This is a genomic window from Singulisphaera photorubra, assembly GCF_045290345.1.
GTDB lineage: Bacteria > Planctomycetota > Planctomycetia > Isosphaerales > Isosphaeraceae > Singulisphaera.
On the sequence record NZ_CP155447.1, the window covers coordinates 10,336,362 to 10,357,689 of the forward strand.

The 21,328-nt window shown below is 62.0% G+C and carries 14 protein-coding genes; 6 read left to right on the plus strand and 8 right to left on the minus strand.

Translation table 11 applies throughout. The features are described from left to right. Positions 1-62: 62 nt before the first annotated feature. Positions 63-1,169 (minus strand): 3-isopropylmalate dehydrogenase, encoded by a 1,107-nt coding sequence (locus V5E97_RS38605; protein ID WP_406701287.1) that lies wholly within the window; start codon positions 1,167-1,169, stop codon positions 63-65. 385 nt (positions 1,170-1,554) lie between these two features. Here V5E97_RS38605 and V5E97_RS38610 point away from each other — a divergent pair, with 385 nt between their 5' ends. After that, positions 1,555-2,844: a serine/threonine protein kinase gene (locus V5E97_RS38610; protein ID WP_406696865.1), complete on the plus strand. Its 1,290-nt coding sequence runs from the start codon at positions 1,555-1,557 to the stop codon at positions 2,842-2,844. Between the two features lie 667 nt (positions 2,845-3,511). On the opposite strand, the gene V5E97_RS38615 is transcribed toward V5E97_RS38610, so the two are convergent. From V5E97_RS38615 to V5E97_RS38625, 3 genes are all read right to left on the minus strand, one after another. Continuing rightward, positions 3,512-3,820 (minus strand): hypothetical protein, encoded by a 309-nt coding sequence (locus V5E97_RS38615; protein ID WP_406696866.1) that lies wholly within the window; start codon positions 3,818-3,820, stop codon positions 3,512-3,514. A 14-nt stretch (positions 3,821-3,834) separates the two neighbouring features. Then, positions 3,835-6,294, minus strand: a complete 2,460-nt coding sequence (locus V5E97_RS38620; protein ID WP_406696867.1) for a hypothetical protein — start codon at positions 6,292-6,294, stop codon at positions 3,835-3,837. Positions 6,295-6,430: 136 nt separating this feature from the next. Then, positions 6,431-7,831 carry a DUF1501 domain-containing protein gene (locus V5E97_RS38625; protein ID WP_406696868.1) on the minus strand — a complete coding sequence of 467 codons (1,401 nt, stop codon included), beginning with the start codon at positions 7,829-7,831 and terminating at the stop codon, positions 6,431-6,433. 225 nt (positions 7,832-8,056) lie between these two features. Here V5E97_RS38625 and V5E97_RS38630 point away from each other — a divergent pair, with 225 nt between their 5' ends. Beyond that, positions 8,057-8,470 (plus strand): BlaI/MecI/CopY family transcriptional regulator, encoded by a 414-nt coding sequence (locus V5E97_RS38630; RefSeq protein ID WP_406696869.1) that lies wholly within the window; start codon positions 8,057-8,059, stop codon positions 8,468-8,470. Positions 8,471-8,485: 15 nt separating this feature from the next. After that, positions 8,486-10,369, plus strand: coding sequence for a M56 family metallopeptidase (locus tag V5E97_RS38635; protein WP_406696871.1), 1,884 nt, complete (start codon positions 8,486-8,488; stop codon positions 10,367-10,369). Between the two features lie 103 nt (positions 10,370-10,472). On the opposite strand, the gene V5E97_RS38640 is transcribed toward V5E97_RS38635, so the two are convergent. Together V5E97_RS38640 and V5E97_RS38645 are read right to left on the minus strand one after the other, a co-directional pair. Next, the gene (locus V5E97_RS38640) at positions 10,473-11,666 is read right to left on the minus strand and encodes a class I SAM-dependent rRNA methyltransferase (protein ID WP_406696872.1); all 1,194 of its coding nucleotides are present in this window, start codon (positions 11,664-11,666) and stop codon (positions 10,473-10,475) included. Positions 11,667-11,843: 177 nt separating this feature from the next. Then, positions 11,844-12,311 carry a response regulator gene (locus tag V5E97_RS38645; RefSeq protein ID WP_406696873.1) on the minus strand — a complete coding sequence of 156 codons (468 nt, stop codon included), beginning with the start codon at positions 12,309-12,311 and terminating at the stop codon, positions 11,844-11,846. 324 nt (positions 12,312-12,635) lie between these two features. On the opposite strand from V5E97_RS38645, the gene V5E97_RS38650 reads away from it, so the two are divergent. After that, positions 12,636-13,214: an RNA polymerase sigma factor gene (locus V5E97_RS38650; RefSeq protein WP_406696874.1), complete on the plus strand. Its 579-nt coding sequence runs from the start codon at positions 12,636-12,638 to the stop codon at positions 13,212-13,214. A 310-nt stretch (positions 13,215-13,524) separates the two neighbouring features. Here V5E97_RS38650 and V5E97_RS38655 read toward each other — a convergent pair whose 3' ends face one another. Beyond that, complete coding sequence (locus tag V5E97_RS38655) at positions 13,525-14,667, minus strand: hypothetical protein (RefSeq protein ID WP_406696875.1); 1,143 nt, start codon at positions 14,665-14,667, stop codon at positions 13,525-13,527. A gap of 178 nt (positions 14,668-14,845) precedes the next feature. Beyond that, positions 14,846-16,042: a pyridoxal phosphate-dependent aminotransferase gene (locus tag V5E97_RS38660; protein ID WP_406696876.1), complete on the minus strand. Its 1,197-nt coding sequence runs from the start codon at positions 16,040-16,042 to the stop codon at positions 14,846-14,848. 637 nt (positions 16,043-16,679) lie between these two features. Between V5E97_RS38660 and V5E97_RS38665 the strand changes: the two genes are divergently transcribed. Beyond that, on the plus strand, positions 16,680-17,960 hold the full coding sequence (locus V5E97_RS38665) for a beta-ketoacyl-[acyl-carrier-protein] synthase family protein (protein ID WP_406696877.1): 1,281 nt from the start codon (positions 16,680-16,682) through the stop codon (positions 17,958-17,960). A 438-nt stretch (positions 17,961-18,398) separates the two neighbouring features. Continuing rightward, on the plus strand, positions 18,399-21,308 hold the full coding sequence (locus V5E97_RS38670) for a M1 family aminopeptidase (protein ID WP_406696878.1): 2,910 nt from the start codon (positions 18,399-18,401) through the stop codon (positions 21,306-21,308). The last annotated feature ends 20 nt before the right edge of the window (positions 21,309-21,328 follow it).

Consider the following 21,328-nt stretch of genomic DNA (forward strand, 5'->3'; position numbering starts at 1 on the left):
CGGTTCAGACAATGCGACCCCAGGATCGGGTTCGCTGCGCCGTGTCGCCTTGGCCCGTCCGCTCACTCGAAGGCGTTGCGGACTGCCAGGCCAACGTCGGCCGTTTTGGCTTGACCTCCCAGGTCGGGGGTCTTGGGTGCGCCCGCCGCCAAGACCCGCGCCACTGCGCGTCGGATCCGCTCGGAGGCGCGAGGAAGCTCCAAATGATCCAGCAGCATGGCCACCGACAGGATCGCCGCAATCGGGTTGGCGATCCCCTTGCCGGCAATGTCAGGGGCGGAACCGTGGACCGGTTCGAACATGCTCGGCGCAGTCCGTGCCGGGTTCAGATTCCCGGAAGCGGCCAGGCCCATCCCCCCCTGGAGCACCGCCCCCAGGTCGGTGATGATGTCACCGAACATATTCGTTGTTGCAATCACGTCGAATCGTTCCGGGCTGACGACCATGCGCATGCAGCAGGCGTCGACATGCTGATAGTCACTCTTGATCTCCGGATAGTCACGTGCCGTCTCGGTGAAGGCGCGCATCCACAGGTCGTGAGCGAAGGTCAACACATTGGTCTTGGCCACCAGCGTGACCTGACCCACCAGACCACGTCCCCGTTCCTCCTCTGTGAGACCACGATAAGGCCGCTCAAGGCCGCGCGATCGCGCCAGATCAAAGGCATACCGCAGGCAGCGTTCGACCCCGGCGCGCGTGTTGATTGACGTCTGGATGGCCACTTCCTCGGCCGTCCCCTTCCGAGTGAAACCGCCCGCGCCCACGTACAAGTCTTCGTTGTTCTCGCGGACGACCACCATGTCGATCTCGTCAGGGCCCTTCCCCTTGATCGGCGTCTCGACGCCGGGGTACAGGCGGACCGGTCGGAGATTCACATACTGGTGGAATTCGAAACGAAGACGGAGCAGGATCCCCTTCTCGAGAATTCCAGGCGCCACGCCCGGATGTCCGACCGCCCCCAGGAAAAGGGCATCGCATCGCCTCAGATCGTCGACGACCTTGTCGGGGAGAACTTCGCCCGTCTTAAGGTAGCGTTCCCCTCCGAGGTCGAACGTGACAAGGTCATAGCGAAACCCCTCACGCTCGGCCACATCGGCCAGAACTGCCAATCCCTCACGGACCACTTCAGGTCCGACCCCGTCTCCGCCGATAACGCCGATCGTGGGCAAAACCGCCTCCGCAACCAAGGGGACAAACGAAAACTGGGCCACCCGACGTGAGTCGCTTCCAGACGAGATCCGCGGTCGAGCGTGACCAAACATCTCACGAATCTTACTGTAACCGCCCTGCGCGTGAGGTTCAAGCGTCACGCCGAGCGCTCATGCGCCGTAAGTTTCCCTAGCCGGTAGAACAAGGGGCGGCGGGCTCGCCACGGTAAAGAAAACCGTTGACAACGCCAACGCAACGCTCATAATCTGTTAGGATTAATCTACTTGCGGCACCCGGGGTTTCCTTTCTCCCACCGGACGTCTGTCGCACCCTGTCTCTTGCAATCTCAAAGTCGTCGGATTTTATTCGTTCCCCGTGTTTTGCAGGCACCTGGGAGTCGGCCTCATGGCCACGAAGACCGAGAGCAATCCCCCCGCGAAGGATTCGAAAGGGCTTTCGAGTCTCAACGAGTTAAATCTCGAGAAGTCGATCCTGCGCCGTGGCCTGGCCACACCCAGCGAGATCGAGGCGTGTAAGGCCCATAAGGCCAAGCTCGCCGCCAAGGATGAGTGTAAGGGACTCCTCGACATCATGGTCGAGGCCAAGGTCTTGACCAAGAGCCAGTCAGTCCGATTGCTCAAGGAAATCGGCGAGACCGCCAAGAAGTTCGAGATCCCGGGCTATCAGGTCCTCGAACGGCTGGGCAAAGGGTCGATGGGCGTTGTCCTCAAGGCGCGCCAGACGAGCGTCGACCGCATCGTCGCGGTCAAGATCCTGCTCGACGCCCTGGCTCAGAACAAAGAGTTCATCAAGCGGTTCGATCGCGAAGCGAAGATCGCCGCCAAGCTCTCCCACAACAACGTCGTCAACGCCATCGACGCCGGCGAAGTCAACGGCCATCACTTCTTCGTGATGGAGTATGTGGAAGGGGGAACGATCAAGGACACCCTCGACAAGAAAAATGTGTTCGAGGAGAAGGCCGCGCTGACCATCGTCATGGCGGTGGCCGAGGCACTGAAGCACGCACATCAGCGGGGCCTGATCCATCGCGATATCAAGCCCGAGAATGTGATCCTCACCAAGGATGGCGGGGTCAAGCTCGCCGACCTCGGTCTGGCTCGACTCACCGCGGATGAGAAATGGGCGATGTCCGAGGCGGGCATGGCGATCGGGACTCCCTATTACATCAGTCCCGAACAAGTGCGTGGGCAGGTGGACGTGGACATCCGGGCCGACATCTACAGCCTGGGCGCCACGCTTTACCACATGGTCACCGGACGTGTTCCCTATGACGGGGAGACCGCCGCGGAGGTCATGCGAAAGCACGTCGATAAGAATACTTTCATTGTCCCACCCGACCATCTCAATACCAAGCTCTCCAGCGGCTTGGGCGTGGTGGTCGAGACGATGATGGCCAAAAATCGGGAGAACCGGTACCGCAATCCCGACGACCTCATTCTCGACCTCAAGTGCCTGCTCCAGGACGAGAGCCCGATGCTCGCGGGGCAGAAGCCCGATGACCTCGCGACCCTGGCCGAAGGGGACGTTGACGACGTCACGAATCGGGGAGCCAGCGAAGCCCAGTTGATCGAGATCGCCGGCTACGTCAATGGCCGGCAGCACATGATCCTCGCGCTCGCGGCCATTCTCGCCCTCTCGGTGATCACCAACGTGGTCATGATCACCACACGCTAAGCGAAGAGCATACGTTGTGTCGGGCAAAACAATCGCCCACCAAGCCTCCTGAACGAGAGGCTTGGTGGGCGTTGACATTCTACGCCCGCCGCAATGGCAAAACCCGAGTGCGGCCATGCCCGCTCGGACACAGCCGGATCCTCAGGTGATTCATGCAAGGGCGACTTCCGTCCGCCACCTGCCTCGCGAAAGGGGCGAGGCGGACGGGCTCGGTGACGAAACCTGATGGCTCACGCCCTCGATTGGAAGGGAATTAGAGCCACCAGTCCTGCTGAGCGCCAGGTTGTTGTGACTGGGCGACGATCCACACTCGGGGACGAAACCAAAAGAGGAGGCCAAGGCCACCCTTGTAAGACAAGACGTCACTCGACCGAAGCTCGCGACGGGGCCTTTCCAGGTCGAAACGACCTAGTTCGTCACCGACAACGCGCTTATCAATGAGTCGAGAGAAGGGGAAGGTCAGTAGCAAATCCTGGCGGACTCCAACCTTGTTCCAGGCGAGCCATGCCCCGGCGTTACTCCACCTCATCAGGTCGATCTAAGTCGATCGGCCCCAAGTTCGTGTTCGAGTGAGTGTCGGAGCCCTGAGACTCAGCCATGGCGACGAAACCCGAATGCGGACAAGGCGTCCGCGATCCCAATGGAACGCGCCGAGGCGGGCATGGCTCTAGTTCTTGCTGAAGTCGAACGATCGCAGGAATTCCTTGCCCAGCGGGTCTTTGAGGAACTTGCCGTGACAGCCTGGACAGAGGTCGAAACGAAAGCCCTTGCGAAGGGGCGTCGCGGCTTCCTCGGAGTTGAGCTGCTCGTCACGTTGCAAGATCTGTGAGACCGCCTCCATGGGGTCCTCATCCAGATCATTCTCCGTGATCTCGGTGGGGTCGAAGCCGGGGAAAGCCTCGATTTTGACCACATAACGGGGGTCTCCGCATGCGGTCAGATCCTTACCGCAGAGATCACACGTGAAGTGGACCATCAGCGTCTCATCCCTCAGTTATTGGCTGGTAAAGAGCACAAATCCGATTCTAACTCGGCGGCTTGAGTCCGTCCAAGCGCGACGGCCATAATTCGAGTAGATCGGAACCATGGGGGCACGGTCAAGGCGAAAACCACGGCAATTAGAGCGAAAACGGAAGCCGCGATCGCCAACCGGAACTCGGGCGGGTCATACCAAACCTCCAGTCGATGTCGGCCCGCGGGAACCGGCATCATCAAAAAAACTTCTCGATATGAATTGATTTCCACAGGCAAACCATCGACGGTGGCCCGCCATCCGGGATCAAAAGTTTCCCGCATGACGAGTTGACCACTCGTTTCAAATTCACACTCGCCACCAATTCTTCCGGGCTCGCGATCGAGCGCGATCCGGGCATTGGGCGAGTCGGCCGAGGCCCAGGGCGCGCTCGCGACATGCGCGACCCACATCTCGCCCACCCGATCGACCCGGCGAAACGATCCGGCAGGGGGCGGGGTGACGCCAACGACCGCTTGGACCGACGCCTCTTCAAGACGATCCCGGGAGCGGAGCACCCCCTCCCACGTAATGTCTCTCCGGCTGGTCCGCGCCTTCGTGCCCGGCTCATAGAGTGGAGCGAAAAAGGCAAGGTTCCGCGCGAGCTCAATCGAGTCATAATTACGAGCGTCGTCCAACCCGTAACGCATCAGCACATTGGGTGGTAACTCTTCGCCGATAGCAAGGATCCGGCCGGGCGGTTTCAGTTCGCGGCGCAGGTAGGCGATGACCGGGCTGACCGGCCGATCATCACTTCGCGCAATCGCCGGGTTCAGGCCGAACCCGAAGCCGAACAGGTCGACCAGCGTCAGGCCGACCACGGCCGAGCGAATCAGCGGGCTCGGTACCAGCCGACGCCTCATCGATTCCGCGAGACCGGCCAGGACGAGCAGATGGACTCCCGCCAATCCGAGGTAGCGCGGAACGAACGTCAAGGTCGAGCTCACCTGGCGCTCGGCGCGGCGCTGATACACCGCCGGGTCAGCGCCCGCGGTCGCCGACGCGGCCTTCGCGTAATGATCGGTCGCCCTTTGTTTGAGATAGGGTTCAAGGCGCCCGATCGCGACGGCCCCGGTCACCAAGAGCAGGGCGACCGCGGCCCAGAGCCCCCCCCAGAGGACGCTCCGCGTCTGTTGCAGGCGGTCAAGTCCGATCCCACCGAGCAGAATCAACGAGAAGGCCACCCAGAGGCTCAACCGTCGATTGTCAGTCACCCCGAGCACAGGGAGAGCGCGAAGCAGGTTATCGACCGGAGGGAGGCGACAGGAGCCCAGGGTACCGAGGGCGGCAAGGCCGGCGAGGAACCAGACGCGAGCGTTCGCCCGACGCGCCGACCAGGCCAGCGGCACGAGCCAGATCAAAGTGGCGAGTCCGGCGAATCCCCCGGCCGTCTCGTTCAGGTTATCCACCCCCAGGCCGCGACCCAGGTGCGGATGACCTCGGCGCTGACTGCCGAACGCGTACGGGAAGGCCGTGCAGATCGCGCCGAGCACTCGAGGCCGGGCGATCACCCAGGGGGAGTCCCGCTCCCGTTCGCGGTCTTCCCAGACCGGGCTCCGCGCCAGATAGAAACCGAGCGGCACCACCTCCACAGCCGCGAGCATGATGCCAAGCGTGACTCCCACGGCCCAATAGCACACGCCGCGTCGACCTGTTCTCGGTTCCTCTGACGGCAGACGGGATGCGCCGGAATCCTCAATCACGGCCGGTTCCGGCTCGATGGCTCTTCCGCGTCTGACCGTGACCGCGGCCTGCCAGAGCACGAAGAGTCCCGCGGCAAGCAGGACATGGGCACTCGTCTGAACATGCCCGCCCACGAGGACAAGACCGGTCACGAGGCCGAGCACTCCGACCGCTCGTAAGTTGGGCCGTCGCAGAACTCGGTCGCCCGCCCAGAAAAGCCAGGGCATCCAGACCGCGACGTTGGTCACAGGATAGAGGAGCCAGACGACGAGGAACCCGCAGAACGGGAATGCCAGCCCGGAAAACCAGCGTCCCCATGGGCCGAACCCCCACGATCGAGCCAGCAGAAACATCCCGAGTCCCGCGATCCAGAGCCGCGCGGCCGCCATCCAGCCGTAGGCTTCGGGGAGCGTACCAAGGTAGGCGATGACCTGGAACGGATCGAAGACCGCGCTCTGCCCGTTGGCCAGGTGGGGTGCGCCGCAACCGGCGTGGTCGTTCCAGAGCGGGAGGCGGCCCTGGCGGATCATCTTCCGGTTGAACTCGATCCAAGGCTGAAACTGAAGGACGGGGTCCATCAGCAGCCGGTTGGCCGGTTCGTAATGCGTTCCTCGTTGATCCCGAAAGCTGGCGGAGACGAGCAAAACATCGGCCGGGCTCAGCACCTTGCCGCCGAACAGGGATTCTGAGAAGAACCCTGCGACAAGAGTGGCCAGAACCGCGGAAAAGGCGAGCAGTTCGCGACGCGGCGACATAGCTGCAATGCCTCCTTGCATCGCCTCGAAGTCGATCCTCATTGGTGTGCAGCGTCAGGAATAGCCGATCGACCCATTTCCTACAAGCCGAGCCGCTCGCCTTCTTTTGCGGTTCACGTCACTCCATGCCCGCCACTCAGAAGAGTTCGGAGATGGGTTGGCCCCCTTCGACGACGATCGGGATCGGACGCCCTTGGGGATTGACCCAGTAGCCGTTGGGGTCGATGCCGAGGTAGGTGAAGATGGTGGCGGCCAGATCCTGGGGCGTCACCTTGCGCTGGTTGATGCCGTACCCCTTGCTATCGGTGGCGCCGATGACCTGACCATGCCGGAGTCCGCCGCCGGCGAGGACCATTGACATCACGTGGGTCCAGTGCTCGCGTCCCGCCTCGCGATTGATCACGGGGGAACGGCCGAACTCGCCCATCATGACGATCAGCGTGCTATCGAGCAGGCCACGCCCCTCGAGGTCAGCAACCAAGGTCGCCAGGGTCTGATCGACCCGAGGCAAGAGCGGCTTCAGGCCCTTCTCGATCCCTTTCCAGACGACGTTATCGCCATGGTGGTCGAAATAGCCCCAGGCCCCGCTGACCATCACGTAGCTGACCCCCGCCTCGACGAGCCGACGCGCCAGGAGCGCCTTCGTCCCGATGCTGTCACGTCCGTAGGCGTCACGTAGCTTCGGATCTTCCTTATCGAGCTGGAAGGCCCGCTGAGCCTGCCCCGAGCTGACCATATCGATGGCCTGCCGGGTGTAGCGGTCCACATGCTCGATCGCCGAGTTGCTATCAACGTCCGACCTGAGGTGATCGAACTGCTTCCGGAGGGCCTCACGGCTGGTGAGGCGATCGAGGTTCACCCCTTTGGGAAGCTCGAAGCGTCCGGCCAGTTCGCTCCCCTTGACCGGCTCGAAGGCCGCCCCCATGTGCCCCGCACCCCAGACGTCGGCCTTCCAGCTATCGGCCAGTCCGACGAACGCCGGCATGTTCGGATCGTTCGGCCCGCGCAGTTTCGCGACGATCGACCCCATCGAAGGAAAGCCACCCCCCTCGCGGTTATCGTCGGTTCGCCGCGCCAGCGGATTCCCCGCCTGCATCGTGATCGGCGTGTGATTGCTCGCCGAGCAATCCATCGATCGGATCACGGTCAGCTTATCCATGATCGCGGCCTGACGCGGGAGATGCTCACTGAAGCGGACCCCCGGCACGTTCGTCGCGATCGAGCCGAACGGACCACGAACCTCACTGGGCGCGTCAGGCTTGGGATCCCACATGTCGAGGTGGCTCGGCCCCCCGGACAGCCAGAAGAGGATCACCGACTTCGGCTTCGTGGCGGCGCCCCCCGTAATCGCCGCTTCCGCCCGAAGCTGCAAAAGTTGCGCGGCTGAGAGTCCGGCAATCCCCGACAGACCCGCCCTCATAAACCAGCGACGCGACGTCGAGCCGGCCCCGAGCAAATCCGACTCGGATGGACTCCACCCACTCGCACCAAGTCGATGGCTGACCTTGTGTGCGAATCCGCCGGCTCGTTCTTCCATCACGAAACCTCCCCAACGTCAGAGGGCTAATCTGACGGTTCTCTCCCTTGGCTCGCCTGTAGTGTAGCCGCTTTTCTCAATCGCTTCCAGCAATTCTTCAACTTTCATTGGCACTCCTGGGAAACCGATCCGCACCCGATTCGGATCATCCCCAGAACCCACTTGATTCCTCAGACTAATTGTCTTACCCTTAACTCAGACATTCTGTCTTTGGGGAGGTACGGGATGGCGAGGAAATCATCGAAGGACGTCACCGACGCGGAGTTGACGATCCTGCAAGCGATCTGGGCGCATGGACCGGCGACGATCCGGCAGTTGGCCGAGCGAGTCTACGGCGAAGGGGGGACGTCGGCCTATGCCACGGTGCAAAAGCTCCTGGAGCGACTCGAAGTGAAGGGGGACGTGGTGCGTGACCGCACGGAAAGCATCCATGTCTTCCGGGCCGCCACCGATCGCGAGGAGTTGATCGGACGCAAGCTCAAGGCGGTGGCCGAGACGCTCTGCGGCGGGTCGCTCACGCCCCTTTTGAGCCACCTCGTGCAGCGGGGGCGGCTTTCCGAGCAGGAGCGGAGCGATCTCCGGTCCCTGATCGAACAGCTCGACCCAGGCGTTGAGCCGAACGACCACCCATCGAGTTAAGAGGGGAGGCGGCCTTTGGAAACGTTTCTGCGGGCGGGCCTTGGCAATGCCTTGCTGGCGACGATCCTGGCTCTCGGAGCGGCGGGTGCGGGGACGTGTCTCCGTCGCTGGCCCGCTGTGCGCCATGGACTCTGGTTGCTCGTGCTCCTGAAATTGGTCACCCCGCCGCTCTGGGTGGTTCCGCTGACCAGTCCCGTTCCCGTGCCCTCGCGCTCGGGTGACGAGGAGTCAACCCTCTGGGAAGTCGAAAGGGGAGAGAACAGGGCGTTCTCGCGGTCGTCCCAGGCCCGATACGCCCCCGAAGCGTTCGAAAAAAGGGGAGGGGGGGCGATCTGGTTCATCCCCCCCGCATCAATCGGCTCGATCGATTGGACTCGACTGGCAGGAATGACCTGGCTCACCGGTTCGGTACTGACGCTGGCCGTTACCGGCCTGCGAATTCAGCGTTGGAATCGGCTGCTGAGGCTGGTGGAACCCACCTCGGTCGACGTTCAGGAGCAGGTGGATCAGCTTGCGAAACAGTTGGGGCTGTCACGGCCGCCGACGAGCTGGTGGTTCCCCGGTCCGTCCGCCCCGATGCTCTGGGCCCTGGGCTGCCAGGCCAGGCTCATCGTGCCGATTGAGCTCTGGAGCCGCCTTGATGATCGGCAACGAATCACCTTGCTCGTCCACGAACTCGCCCATCTCCGCCGGAAAGACCATTGGGTTCGCGTCATCGAGCTGCTCGCCACGGCGTTCTATTGGTGGTTGCCGACGACCTGGATTGCCCGCGGTGCGCTCCGCGAGGCGGAAGAGCAATGCTGCGACGCCTGGGTGGTCTGGGTCTGCCCAGACGCCCTCCGGGCGTATGCGGAGACGTTGTTGGACACCGTGGATTTCCTCTCAGAAACCGGCCATGCTGCGCCTTTGGCGGCCAGCGGGTTCGGTCACGCCCATCACTTGAAACGGAGAGTGACCATGATCATGCAAGGGAAAACGCCCCGCGACCTCGGCTGGACCGGCCTCCTGACAATGCTCGGCCTCTCGGCGCTGCTCCTCCCGTTGTCACCGACCTGGGCTCAAAAGGCCGACGACGAAGATCGAGTCAAATCCGAAGCCGATCAGGACGTCCAGGAATCCAAGGAAGGGTCGGAACGTTCCGAACTGGACAATTTGAAGCGAAAGCTTGGCGAGGAAATCCGCAGGCTCCAGTCGCTCGAGAAACGCGTTGTCGAGAAAGCGACGGCGACGATCAAGCCGGGCGATGGCTCCACGAAGGAGCAGGGGGAATCTTCCCCGAAGGCCAGCTCCCCCGACGGGAATACGATTATCGAGTTTCGAGCCCACGACCTCGACGCGGCCAAAACCCTCAAGAGCTGGCCCACACAACTTGAAGCGAAGGAACTCCAACTTCATATGACGCCCGTACACCGGGGTGCCATCGATCGAGAAGTGGCGAGAGCCAAGGCTGAGGTCGAGCGCGCCAGAGCCCAGCTCCACCGCGCGGAGTCGCAACTGGCAAAGCTTGGAGATGAGCTGAAAACTAAGAAATCCGATCAGGTCGTCCGCGAGAGGGAGCCACTGGCCAGGCTTCAAGTCGGGTTGAGAGCCAAGAAAGCCAACGTGAAGGAACTCGCGGAGCGTTCCGAGGACTCACGCGACGAGGGCAAAGACAGGGCCAAGGCTCGGGCCGAGGTGCGGATCGAACGTCGGCCGACTCTGAATCGCGAGTTGTTCGTCGTGCGTGATGTCGAGCGGATCAAGAAGCTCGAGGATGAGGTACGGCACCTGGTGGAAAAGAAGCTCGCGGCTCAGTCCCCCGAGAAAGATCGGCGGATCGCCGATCTCGAGAAGAAGCTGGATGAGCTCATCAACGAAGTGAAGAACCTCAAGTCCGAGCGGGGCGATTCCAAGAAGTGAACCCCCTCCCGCCTGGCCGGCCGGTGAAAGACCGGCCGGCAGCTTCCTCTGTTTGGCTTCCAATTTCGCTCGACTGGAAGAGATCCCAGCGGGCAGACCGCGGTCAGGAAACCCGGCAAACGAAACCCTTCAGGTATTCGGTTTCCAGGCAGGAGGCCGAGACCGGGTGGTCGGCGGCCTGGCCGCGTTGCTCGAGGATCTGGATCGACCGCCCCGACAGTTCGGCGAGTTGACCGATCAGGTCGGCGAAGAGGCCACGTTCGACCAGGCCCGAGCACGAGAAGCTGACGAGCAACCCGTCGGGTTCAAGCACATCGAGCGCGGCCCGATTCAGGCGGAGATAGCCCTTCAGGGCGTCTTCGACCCCTCGAGGGTGGCGGGCGAACTTGGGGGGGTCGCAAATCACGACGCCGAATCGGTCACTGCCCGCGCGGATCGTCTCGAGCGCATCGAAGACATCCGCCGATTCAAACCGCGCCTTGCCCAGTTGGTTGAGCACGGCGTGATGGCGGGCCACTTCGACCGCGGTTGAGGAGCTATCGATCCCCAAGACCGACTCCGCCCCGCCGTGCTTGAGCGCGTTCAGCGCAAACGCACCGGTATAGGTGAACAAGTCGAGGACCCGTTTGCCCTGACAGTACTGGGCCACGGCCCGGCGATTCTCGCGCTGATCGAGGTAGAAACCGGTCTTTTGCCCGGCTTTCACGTCGACCCAGAAGGTCAGGCCGTTCTCGATGATCTCCACCGGGGCCACGGGTGCACTGCCGTGGAACACGTCCTCGTGCGGACGGATCCCTTCCTGCTCGGCGGTCGTCCGATCGGGCCGGGAGAGAATTCCTTCGAGATCGGGCTCCTGGGCGAGGAGGCCGATCAGCAGTTCCCGCCGCTCGAAGAGGGCCAGGCTGGTGAACTGAACGACCAGCCAGCGATCGTAGCGGTCGACCGTGAGGCCCGAAAGCCCGTCGGATTCGCTCGCGATCAGCCGATACGCGGCATTGGGCCCGCCCAGGTGGAGAATCTCTCGCCTCAGGCGGACCGCGGTGGCGACGGTCTTCGCCCAAAACTCGTCATCGAGCGGCCCGCCGTCCCAGCGGTAGAGCCGGACCCGGATGGCGCTGTTGGGGTTGAAGAGGCCGCGAGCGATGAACTGACCTTCATGACTGAAGACCTCCACCTCGGAGCCCGGTTTCGGCTCGCCTTCGACCCTGGCGATGGAGGTGACAAACAACCAAGGGTGACGCGCAAAGAAAGGGCGCGCTCGACGCGGCTTAACGATGACTCGGGGAAGGCTGGCCATCTCTGGGATAGTCCTCTGGCATGAAGTCGGAACGAGGAGGCAATGGAAGTAGGGACCGCCCTTGACCGATCATCGCTCGTCGCGGAAGGGATTCGTAAGTCATGGATCAACGGGTCGAAACTGGCGAGTCCCGCCTGGGCACAGCCAACGCGGGACTCACGGAGAATCAATCCGTCATCACCGCTCGCCTTCGGGAGAGCGGCTGGTGGTCTCGAATTCAGCGAGATACGCCAGTGTGCGATCCAGTTGATTCTTCAAGTGCCGAACACGCAGCATACTCTTGATCCGGCACAAAAGTTCGACCTTGTTGACCGGTTTCGTCAGAAAGTCGTCAGTGCCCGCCTGAACCCCGCGTTCGAAGTCGGAGGCTTCGTTGAGCGCGGTGACCATCAGAATCAGGAGATCCTTGGTGGCAGGATTCGCGCGCAGTTTTCGACAGACTTCAAAGCCGGAGAGCCGGGGCATCATGACGTCGAGCAGCAGGAGGTCGGGCTGAAACTCGGCGACAACGCGCAAAGTATCCTCGCCGTCGAACGCGGTCCGAATTTCGCAGTCGACATCACTGAGATAGGCCTCCAGCAACTCCACATTCTGGAGGTTGTCGTCGGCGATCACAATTTTCGGGAGACCTTTCGGCTGATCCAAAGCAAGATCTCCTGAGGAGAATCCGACCAGCTGCCCCGAAATCCCTCAAAAGGGATATGTCTTGCAGACTGAGCAGGACGGAAATTGAGTCGAGAGTTGGAGCGGGATTCTTTCCGCCTGATTTTAACCGGAGCGGCCCCTCGCCGAAACCGGAATTGTCAGCGAACTCCCCGCGAGAGTGTGAGGATGAGGGATGAGATCCGACGACTGTCGCTTGCCGTGTCGCAGGAACATGGTAAAATTGCCAGTAACGCGTTGCTCTCCTGAGAGAGTGGCTCTCTTTGGGACGCGACATGCGCCCTCTCCGTGCGAGGAGGCTCGTCCGTGCCCTTACGTGAGATCGACCGACAGTTGATTGATCGTTGCCTCCGGAAAGAACCCGGGGCCTGGAATGATTTCGTCGATCGATACATGGGCCTCATCTACCACGTGATTCATCACGTGTCGCATGCTCGAAGTATCGTGCTCTCGCCGGCGGACATCGAAGATATTGCCGCCGAGATCTTTCTCGAGATCGTCGACGAAGATTATGGCGCGTTACGCCGTTTTAAAGGAGCGAGCTCGCTCCCGACCTACTTGACCGTGGTTGCGCGGCGGATTTGCGTCAAAGAAGTCATCAAGCGCCATCGCGAAGCCGAACTGGGGCACATCCAGGCCCATCGGTCCAGCGTTGACGAAGACGCTTCGGGCGAGGCAGAGGCGATCGCCTCGGCGGAGGAGGTTGAGCGCATGCTCGAAACCCTTCCCGAACGTGATGCCGAAATTGTCCGGCTCTATCACTTGAAATATCTGAATTATCGTCAGATCGGCAAACAACTCGGGATCCCCGAGAATTCCGTCGGTCCGATCCTGGCCAAGGCACGCAAACGCCTTCGTCGGACGGCCGAACAACGGACCGGTTAACCCCCCCAACCGAATTGGTCGGGGAGCATGGGACCAGGCGTTCGTCTGGGACCGCATGCTCCCCGATTTTTTTTGCGCATCCCTTGAATGAAACGGGTTGGTTCGCGTCCGGGAGAGAGTGGGGGGGCGTTTTTTGGCCCCTGGGCGAAGCGGCACTTTGGTCTTTCGGCTCCACGGGAACCAGTCACGCGTCGACTGGGGAAAGAGCCGGCCGGGCTACCGAGGCTTCAGATTCTCGCCTCAAACATCCACCTCGCGACGCACAAGTCAGCCACAACCGCGAGCGAATTACCGGCCTTTTGCCGTGAGATTAGCGTTCGAAGCTCGAGTTCGACGCCCGCCATCGCGTCGAAACCTCCGGCTTTGCGTAGCTTGGTTCCGGAGCGGTCGGCAGGGCGGGGCCAAGTAGATCGTCTCTGAGCGAGGTCCGTGTCGACGAAAGCGCCACCGGGTCTCGTTCCGTGCGCATCGCCCCATCGACTCCGAGCGGGGCAGGCTCGCCCAATTTCACTCCCGTCGGCGGAGCGGGAAGCGTCTCGCGAAGGGTGGTCGGACCTTGTTGTGGTAAAGGCTTGATACCCGCGGCCAGGTCGACACGCTGGTAACCATGCCTCGGATCCTCCACGAAGAGGGCCGCGTACTTATCCGCGGGGAACTCCTCGTTGATCTTCGTCGATCCTTGGGCGAACGTGACATCCAGGTTGAGACGATCTCGCGTCCACTCGAGCTTCATCCGCTTGGGGAGATAGACCGTCTCTTCGGGATGATTCCCGTCGGTAATTTGCAGGTAATCCTCAATGACCGCCCGAGCAATGAGGGTCTTCGCATCGCCCGCAAAGAGCTGATGCTCCTTGATCCGGCGCGTCGACTTGGTGAGGACAGTTACTCGGGTGACCGTTTCGCCCCCCGTGCGAGTCGGAGCGTGATTCAGGACCAGCGTGTCAGGGTCGGTGCCTGGAGTCACCGTACAACCGGCGGCCTCATCCTCGCTGATGACGCGAAGGCCCAGGGCCTCGACGATCCATTCGGGCTGGAGCGTGGCGGGGGAGAGCGGCGTCTTACCTGACTCGTCGTAGTCGCAGTAAAAGATCGCCTTCTGATCGTTATCCTTGGTCCAGAACCAGAACTTCTCGTGATTCGACCCGATGTCGGCAACATCGCCGCCCGTCGATCTTACTTCGAGCCGGAAATTGCGCGGACGTTCTAAGGCCAGGTAGCCATTGGCCGCCCCCACCGGTCGCCGCCCTTTACTGACGGAGAGCGACGGCTTGGCCGAGATTTTCTCAATCCGTTCGGCGTTGCGGTTGTGCTCAGTGATCAGTGTCTGGGCATCAAGTTGCGGCCTGGCCACGACAGGAGCCTGCCGTGCGAGGTTATCGACACCCGCAGTCCGGCAACCCGTCTGCACGACAAGTAACAGAGCCGCAAAAGAGACAGGCCGAGCATACCTCATACAGAGTCCTTTCCGGTCGGAACATCGACCGGCGACAAGGCAGTCTCTCGAGGGGTGCAGCGATGGGGATGGGCCTTGCGACGGGAGGGGGAAGGTTACCCCAATCCCCCCCGCCGAACAAGCCGGATTCTCCGTCGCAAAAACGAACCACTTTTAGGATCGACCAATCCCACGGTTCTCAATGACGGAGAAAGCGCTCGAGCGCATCGAATCCACGCTCGAGCGTGGTCAAATCCGTCGCAAACGACAGTCTCGCATAACCCTCAGCGCCAAACGCCGAGCCCATCACGAGCGCAACATGGGCCGAGGAGAGGGCCGTCAGGCAAAAATCGGTGGAATCGCCGATCACCTTGCCCCCGAGCGTCCGACCCAGGTGGGCCGAAATGTTCATGAAGGCGTAGAACGCCCCCCCGGGAGCGATACAGGTCACTTCAGGCAGAGCGGCAATCCGCTCCAGCACGTAAGTTCGTCGCTTCGTGAATTGAGACTTCATCTCGACGACCGAATCCTGGGGACCCGTGATCGCCTCGAGTGCGGCCCACTGACTGATCGAGCAGGGGTTGCTCGTCTCCTGGCTCTGGATGTCCCCCATGAACTTCGCCACCGGGGCCGGAGCCAGCGCCCAGCCGATCCGCCAGCCGGTCATTGCGTAAGTCTTGCTGACCCCCGAAATCGTGATCGTCCGATCGGCCAGCCCCGGCCGGAGCGTCGCGAAGCAGGTCGCTTCCGCCTCGCCATACAGGAGTTGTTCGTATATCTCGTCGGAGAGCACCCCAACCTGGTCCGATTGGAGCACCGCGTCCGCCAGCGCTTCGAGCTCCGTGCGGGTATAGACCACCCCGGTCGGATTCGACGGACTGTTGATCATCAAGAGCTTGGTTCGCGGCGTGACCGCCGCCAGGAACTGCTCGGGGGTCAACTTGAACTCGTTGGCCTCCGTCGTCTGCAGCACAACGGGCGTGGCGCCCGTCAACTTGACCAGGTCGGCATAGCTGACCCAGTAAGGAGCGGGGATGATCACCTCATCACCCGGCCCGCAGACCGCCATCAACGCATTGTGGATCGAGTGCTTGGCACCGTTGGAGACGACGACCTGCGCCTCCTGAGTCGGCAGTCCGCGGGTCTCCGAATACAACTTGGCCAACGCCTGGCGAAGCTCGGGGATCCCCGAGGGGGGCGTGTAATGGGTCTGGCCCGCACGCATCGCCTTAAGCGCCGCCTCTTGAATATTCTCCGGCGTCTTGAAATCAGGCTCGCCCAGCGCGAAGTCGAAAACCTCGACCCCGTCAGCCTTCAGTCGCTTCGCCGCTCCGGCCATCGCCAGCGTCGCCGAGGGGGCAATCGCACTCACCCGTTCGGCCAGTGTCAGAGACATCGCGCCAGTACTCCTGATAATCAATGCGGACATCGTGCCTGATGAGACTCTCGGGTGGCTGGGCTCATCGCCTCGTCTTCCCCCGTCGACAAAAGAGAGAAAGCAGAGCTCTCTCCTTCAATCAATTCGACTTCCACCCTATCACGGAATCGGAACTCCGTCACGCCCTGACTCGAGCCCATCACCGATCCGCAAGACACAAGAAACCGCAGTCTGGTTCCCGCCCATCTCCAACCGGAACCTCACACCCAGGCCCCGCAATCCGCAAATTCCAAGATATCGACAAACTCCACTTCTAATCCGCCATTTCTTTTGCCCCCCAAGATCGTGGAATGATAAAATGAGGGAGACCGGCAAGCGATTCGTTTTGAGTGGAATCTTTCCGGAGAATCGAAGAAGGATACGCTCGGGAACGACCGGTATCGCGGTCGATCATGTTCGGTGCGATTGATTTGGGCGGCAATGTTCCGAATCGATTGCAAATTAGGTGAGCGAATCGCTCGCCCAATCAGATGAGATCGGGTGTTCTCACTCGGAATGGACGGGCCGAGTGGGAGCGTTGAATAGCGGCGTTCTGGAAATGAACGCTTCGTCCTCGGCACCAATGGCTTGGCAATCATTGGGAGTGGGGGAGATCATGCACCGCGTGGTGGTCACTGGCATCGGGATTGTGTCGCCCAATGGGATCGGTCGTCGCGAGTTCAGCGAGGCGATCGTCGAGGGGCGATCCGGCGTGAGCTACATCGAGAGTTTCGACACGACGAGCCTGGCGATCAAGATTGCGGGCGAAGTCAAGAACTTCGATGTGTTGCCCTTCCTGGGCGACCACAAGAAGAGCGCCAAGTTAATGAGCCGTGCGGTTCGGTTCGCGGTTGGCGCAGCGGCATTGGCCGTGACGGATTCCGGCCTGGATGTCCAAAAGCTTGACCCCTCTCGATTTGGGGTTTGCATGGGGACGGGAATCACCCCCATGGACGTGGGTGAGCTCGTCGAGCCGATCACACGATCGATCCGCCCCGACGGCACGTTCGACATGGGACAATTCGCCCAGGCACGCGCCGAGTCGATGTTTCCGCTCTGGCTGCTTCAGCACCTGCCAAACATGGCGGCTGCGCACATTTCGATCTTGCACCACGCGATGGGTCCGAACAACACGATCGTCACAGCCTGCGCGGCGGGTACCCAGGCTGTGGGCGAGGCGTTCCGTTTGATCGCGCGGGGGGATGCGGATGTGATTCTCGCCGGCGGCTGCGACAGTCGACTCGACCCGCAACTGCTGGTGGCCTACAACGCGATGAAAACGGTCAGCGCGTCGGTCCGGTCGCCCGCGGAGGTCTCGCGGCCGTTCGACGGCGAGCGCGACGGCTTCGTCCTGGGAGAAGGGGCGGCGGTGCTCATGCTCGAGAGCCTGACCAAGGCCAAACGCCGCAAGGCGACAATTTATGCGGAGATCAAGGGTTACGGGTCGTCGTTCGACGCCTATGGCATCACTCGTCCCGAGCCGGACGGGAAGGGGGCGGCCATCGCGATGACGGCCGCACTCCGCGAGGCGCGCGTCGACCATTCCGCCATCGACTACATCAACGCTCATGGGACCAGCACGCGGCTCAACGACCTTTCGGAGACCGTGGCCGTCAAACGCGTCTTCGGCCATCGCGCAGCCTCGATCCCGATGAGTTCCCAAAAGTCGATGGTCGGCCACCTGATCGGTGCCTCAGGCGCGCTCGAGGCCGCCGCCACGGCCATGTCGCTCCAATGCGGGGTCGTTCCGCCCACAATTAATCAGGCGACTCCCGACCCGGCTTGCGACCTCGACTACGTGCCCAACACCGCGCGGGAGATGCCTGTGCGATTGGCGATCTCCAACAGCTTCGGATTCGGCGGCCAGAACGCCTCGCTCGTGATGTCTCACTTCTAAATTCTCAATGCGGTCGCCCTTTGGGTCGCCCAGGTTCGGGGTGGCGAAGAGTCCACCCCGACGAAAACCGCAATCAGAAACGAACGGTCGACCCAAGGCCCGAGCACTTCAGACATCCGCCCGCAGGAATCGCAAGGCGGGCCGGCCGCGGTTCGATCCATTCACTCCGAGTCTCTCGGGCGGCGCGAGCCCCACCCACTGTTCGTTTCGTTGGGCAGGCCGGGCAGAATCCGCTCGAACCCAGAAACGAGGCGGAAGTGCACCCCGTCCCGCGCATTCATCGACATTCCCATTATTTTCCCTATATCAACGTTTCGCGACAATCGCGATGACGAATTGGCTTCAATCGACTAACATGCCCCCCGTGGTTGGCCCCCCCCGAATCTCTTAGGATCGCTTCTACTGCTCATGCGCTTTCGATGGCAATGGACTGCTTGCTTGATCCTCGTTCTCGTTCCCAGGCCTGACCACCCCGTCACGGCGGGTGAGGTTTCTGTCCGTGCTTCGACGCAACGAGCTCGGCTGACGATTCCGGCCGGCTTGCCTCGCTACGATATCGACGCCAGCCTGGATCTCAACCGGAGGCTAGTGACCGCACACGAGCAGGTTCGTTTCATCAATCGAAGCGGTGTGGCCACTCGCGAGTTGGTCTTCCACGTCTACCCCCGCTATCGAATGAAGGAGCAGGATCGGCCAGCGCTCTCCAAAACGCTGGAGGTGCTCCGGCTCAGCCCCGAAGAATCGATGGACGCGGAAGGGCGGCGAATCAATGTCGCCCGGGTCCAGGTCGATGGCCAGGCCGCCCCGTTCGATTTCGACCCGGAAGTGGATACGGTCATGATCGTCCCGCTGCCCCGGCCGGTCGAGCCAGGGCAGGCAGTCGTTGCCGAGATCGACTTCAACGTCGAACTGCCCGATATCTGGGGACGGTGGGGACACCATCACGGTCTCACCTACCTCTTGAACTGGTACCCGGTTCTCGCTCACCACGATGACCGCGGCTGGGAGCGAACGCCTTACGTGCCGTGGCATCAGCCCTGGCACCAGGAGGCAGGCCACTACAACGTCCGGTTCGACACCCCGCAAGGGCAGGTGATTGCCTCCTCGGGCCGGATCACCGGCACCAAACCAGGCGCTCCCGGCCGGCAAGTCTCGACGATCGTGGCCAGTCCGGCACGTGACTTTGCCTTGGTCTGCTCCGATCGGTTCGAGGTCCGCGAGCAACAAGTCGGCCCGACTTTGTTGCGGGTCGTCTCGTTGCCCGAGCACAAGGCCAACGCCGAGAAAGTCCTGGAATACGCGGCGGAGGTCCTCCCACTCTACGAGCGCTGGTTTGGCCCCTACTTCGACGACGAGTTCGAGATCGCCCCCTCCTTTTTCGGCTGGAACGGCAACGAATGTTCGGGCCTGGTGCTGCTCGACGACCGCGTGATGCGAGTCCCCTCGTCGGGTGAGCGTTACATCGACCACCTCGTGACCCATGAAACGTGTCACCAGTGGTTCTGGAACGTCGTCGGCACCGACGGATATGCAGAAACTTTTATGGATGAAGGACTGGTCAATGCGTTCACGGCGATCCGCCTGGACGAGAAGTATGGCCGGAACGCGCCGTTGATCAACTGGGGCAAAGGACTGACCTGGCTCCCCACGATCGGCCGCGAAGACCTGCGGTTGTCTGGTTACTACGGCTGGCGCGCCCGCGGCAATAACGGACCGGTGATCCAGGACATCAAGTCGATGGGCAACCTGAACGCCTTGTTCAGCCTGGCCTACGACCGTGGTGGCAAGGTCATTGACATGATCAGGAATCGACTCGGCGACGAGCGGTTCTTTGCCTTCTTCCGGAAGATCTACCACGAATACGCGTTCGAGACATTCCACTACGCCGATCTGAAACGCGAGCTCACGGCGTTCGATCCCAGCTTCGACTGGAACGCGTTTCTCGATGGCTGGTTGGTTGAACACAAAGACACAGATTGGGCCGTTGAACACGTCAAGGTCAACCCTGTGACCGCCCCTTCCGGTCAGCGCTCCGTGACGGTCGAGCTCAGGCAGACCGGGGAGATGGTCGAGCCCACGGTCGTTCTCTGCCGCTGTGGTCCCGACGAGATTCGCGTGCCGATCTGGCCCGACCGAGGGAGCTACGATATCCCGGGTGCCCATGTCGCTCACGTCCCCAAGGAGGATCGCTGGGTCGTGACGGTTCTGGCGCCCTCCGCCCCCTCCCAGGTGATCGTGGATCCGGACCACGCGCTGCTCGACTCCGTCCCGGATAACAACCGCTGGAAACCCGAGATCGCCTGGCGGTTCACTCCCTTCATGACTCCGCTCGACGAGTCGTCCCAGTTTCAATCCCACGACCGTACCTCGATCGTCGCCGGCCCGTTCATCGACCAGTACGCCCGAGGCGGTTTCAAGATCGGCGCCCAGCGCGTCAACCGCTGGCAAGCGACCGTCTGGGCGGGGGCCGAGCCCGCCTTGCGCGAGGCCATCTTCGGTGGCCAGTTCGCACTCGTGCAGTTCCCCTGGCCCCACTGGTCGCTGGGGGTCTTCTACGAGGAAGGGCTCTACAACTTCTACAACGACAAGCGACACTCAGGCGGCCGCGCCTTCCTCCGCTACCGGTTTCTCGAAACCTCCAGCTTCCTGATCGATGATCAAGGGTTCGCGGAACTCTACTTCGGCACCGGCAATGAATTCTGGCAAGGTGATGACGGCCGGCCGGTGAACGGCAAACTCAATGCCGTGGGCGGCCGCTACCGCCTGAGCACGCTCTTTCCGTACTGGGACCCAGTCCAGGGATTCGAGGTCGACGCCACGGCCGAGTATGGCGACCGATCGTTCGGATCGGCCGCGACGTATGTGCGGATCGCTGGCGAACTAGGAATCGTTCGCCCGATCCCCACCTGGTCGGGTGAGCCCTCAAAGAGCCGGATTGCCGTCCGCGTCTACGGTGGCTACGGCGGCCCCGACACCGTTCCCTTGTTCCGCCTCGGCGGCGGCCGCCGCCACCGCGCACTCGACCTGAGCCAGGACATCGGCAGCTCCGTCTGGCTCTCCACGTTCGAATGGCGATTCCCGATCTGGCGCGACATCGACCAGGACCTCGCGGACCACGTCCTCAGCGTCCGAAATCTGCTGGGAGCCGTCTTCTACGACGTCGGCCAGTCTTATCTCCGAGGCGAATGGAACCCCGTCGTTCACGGCGTGGGCGTTGGCATCCGGATCGACACCATCCTCTTCGCCTTCCTCGAACGCGCCAGCCTACGGGTCGACATCGCCCAACCCGTCGGACTCGGCACGGGCCGCGGACCCGTGATCTGGTTCGGATTGAACCAGTCGTTTTAGCTCCTTCTGACCCCGTCTCA

Excerpts from the sequence above, each read along its gene's own strand:
- V5E97_RS38655 (WP_406696875.1), bottom strand. The coding sequence starts at position 14,667 with ATGAGGTATGCTCGGCCTGTCTCTTTTGCGGCTCTGTTACTTGTCGTG.
- V5E97_RS38615 (WP_406696866.1), bottom strand. The coding sequence starts at position 3,820 with ATGGTCCACTTCACGTGTGATCTCTGCGGTAAGGATCTGACCGCATGC.
- V5E97_RS38630 (WP_406696869.1), top strand. The coding sequence starts at position 8,057 with ATGGCGAGGAAATCATCGAAGGACGTCACCGACGCGGAGTTGACGATC.
- V5E97_RS38660 (WP_406696876.1), bottom strand. The coding sequence starts at position 16,042 with ATGTCTCTGACACTGGCCGAACGGGTGAGTGCGATTGCCCCCTCGGCG.
- V5E97_RS38620 (WP_406696867.1), bottom strand. The coding sequence starts at position 6,294 with ATGTCGCCGCGTCGCGAACTGCTCGCCTTTTCCGCGGTTCTGGCCACT.
- V5E97_RS38665 (WP_406696877.1), top strand. The coding sequence starts at position 16,680 with ATGCACCGCGTGGTGGTCACTGGCATCGGGATTGTGTCGCCCAATGGG.
- V5E97_RS38640 (WP_406696872.1), bottom strand. The coding sequence starts at position 11,666 with ATGGCCAGCCTTCCCCGAGTCATCGTTAAGCCGCGTCGAGCGCGCCCT.
- V5E97_RS38610 (WP_406696865.1), top strand. The coding sequence starts at position 1,555 with ATGGCCACGAAGACCGAGAGCAATCCCCCCGCGAAGGATTCGAAAGGG.
- V5E97_RS38625 (WP_406696868.1), bottom strand. The coding sequence starts at position 7,831 with ATGGAAGAACGAGCCGGCGGATTCGCACACAAGGTCAGCCATCGACTT.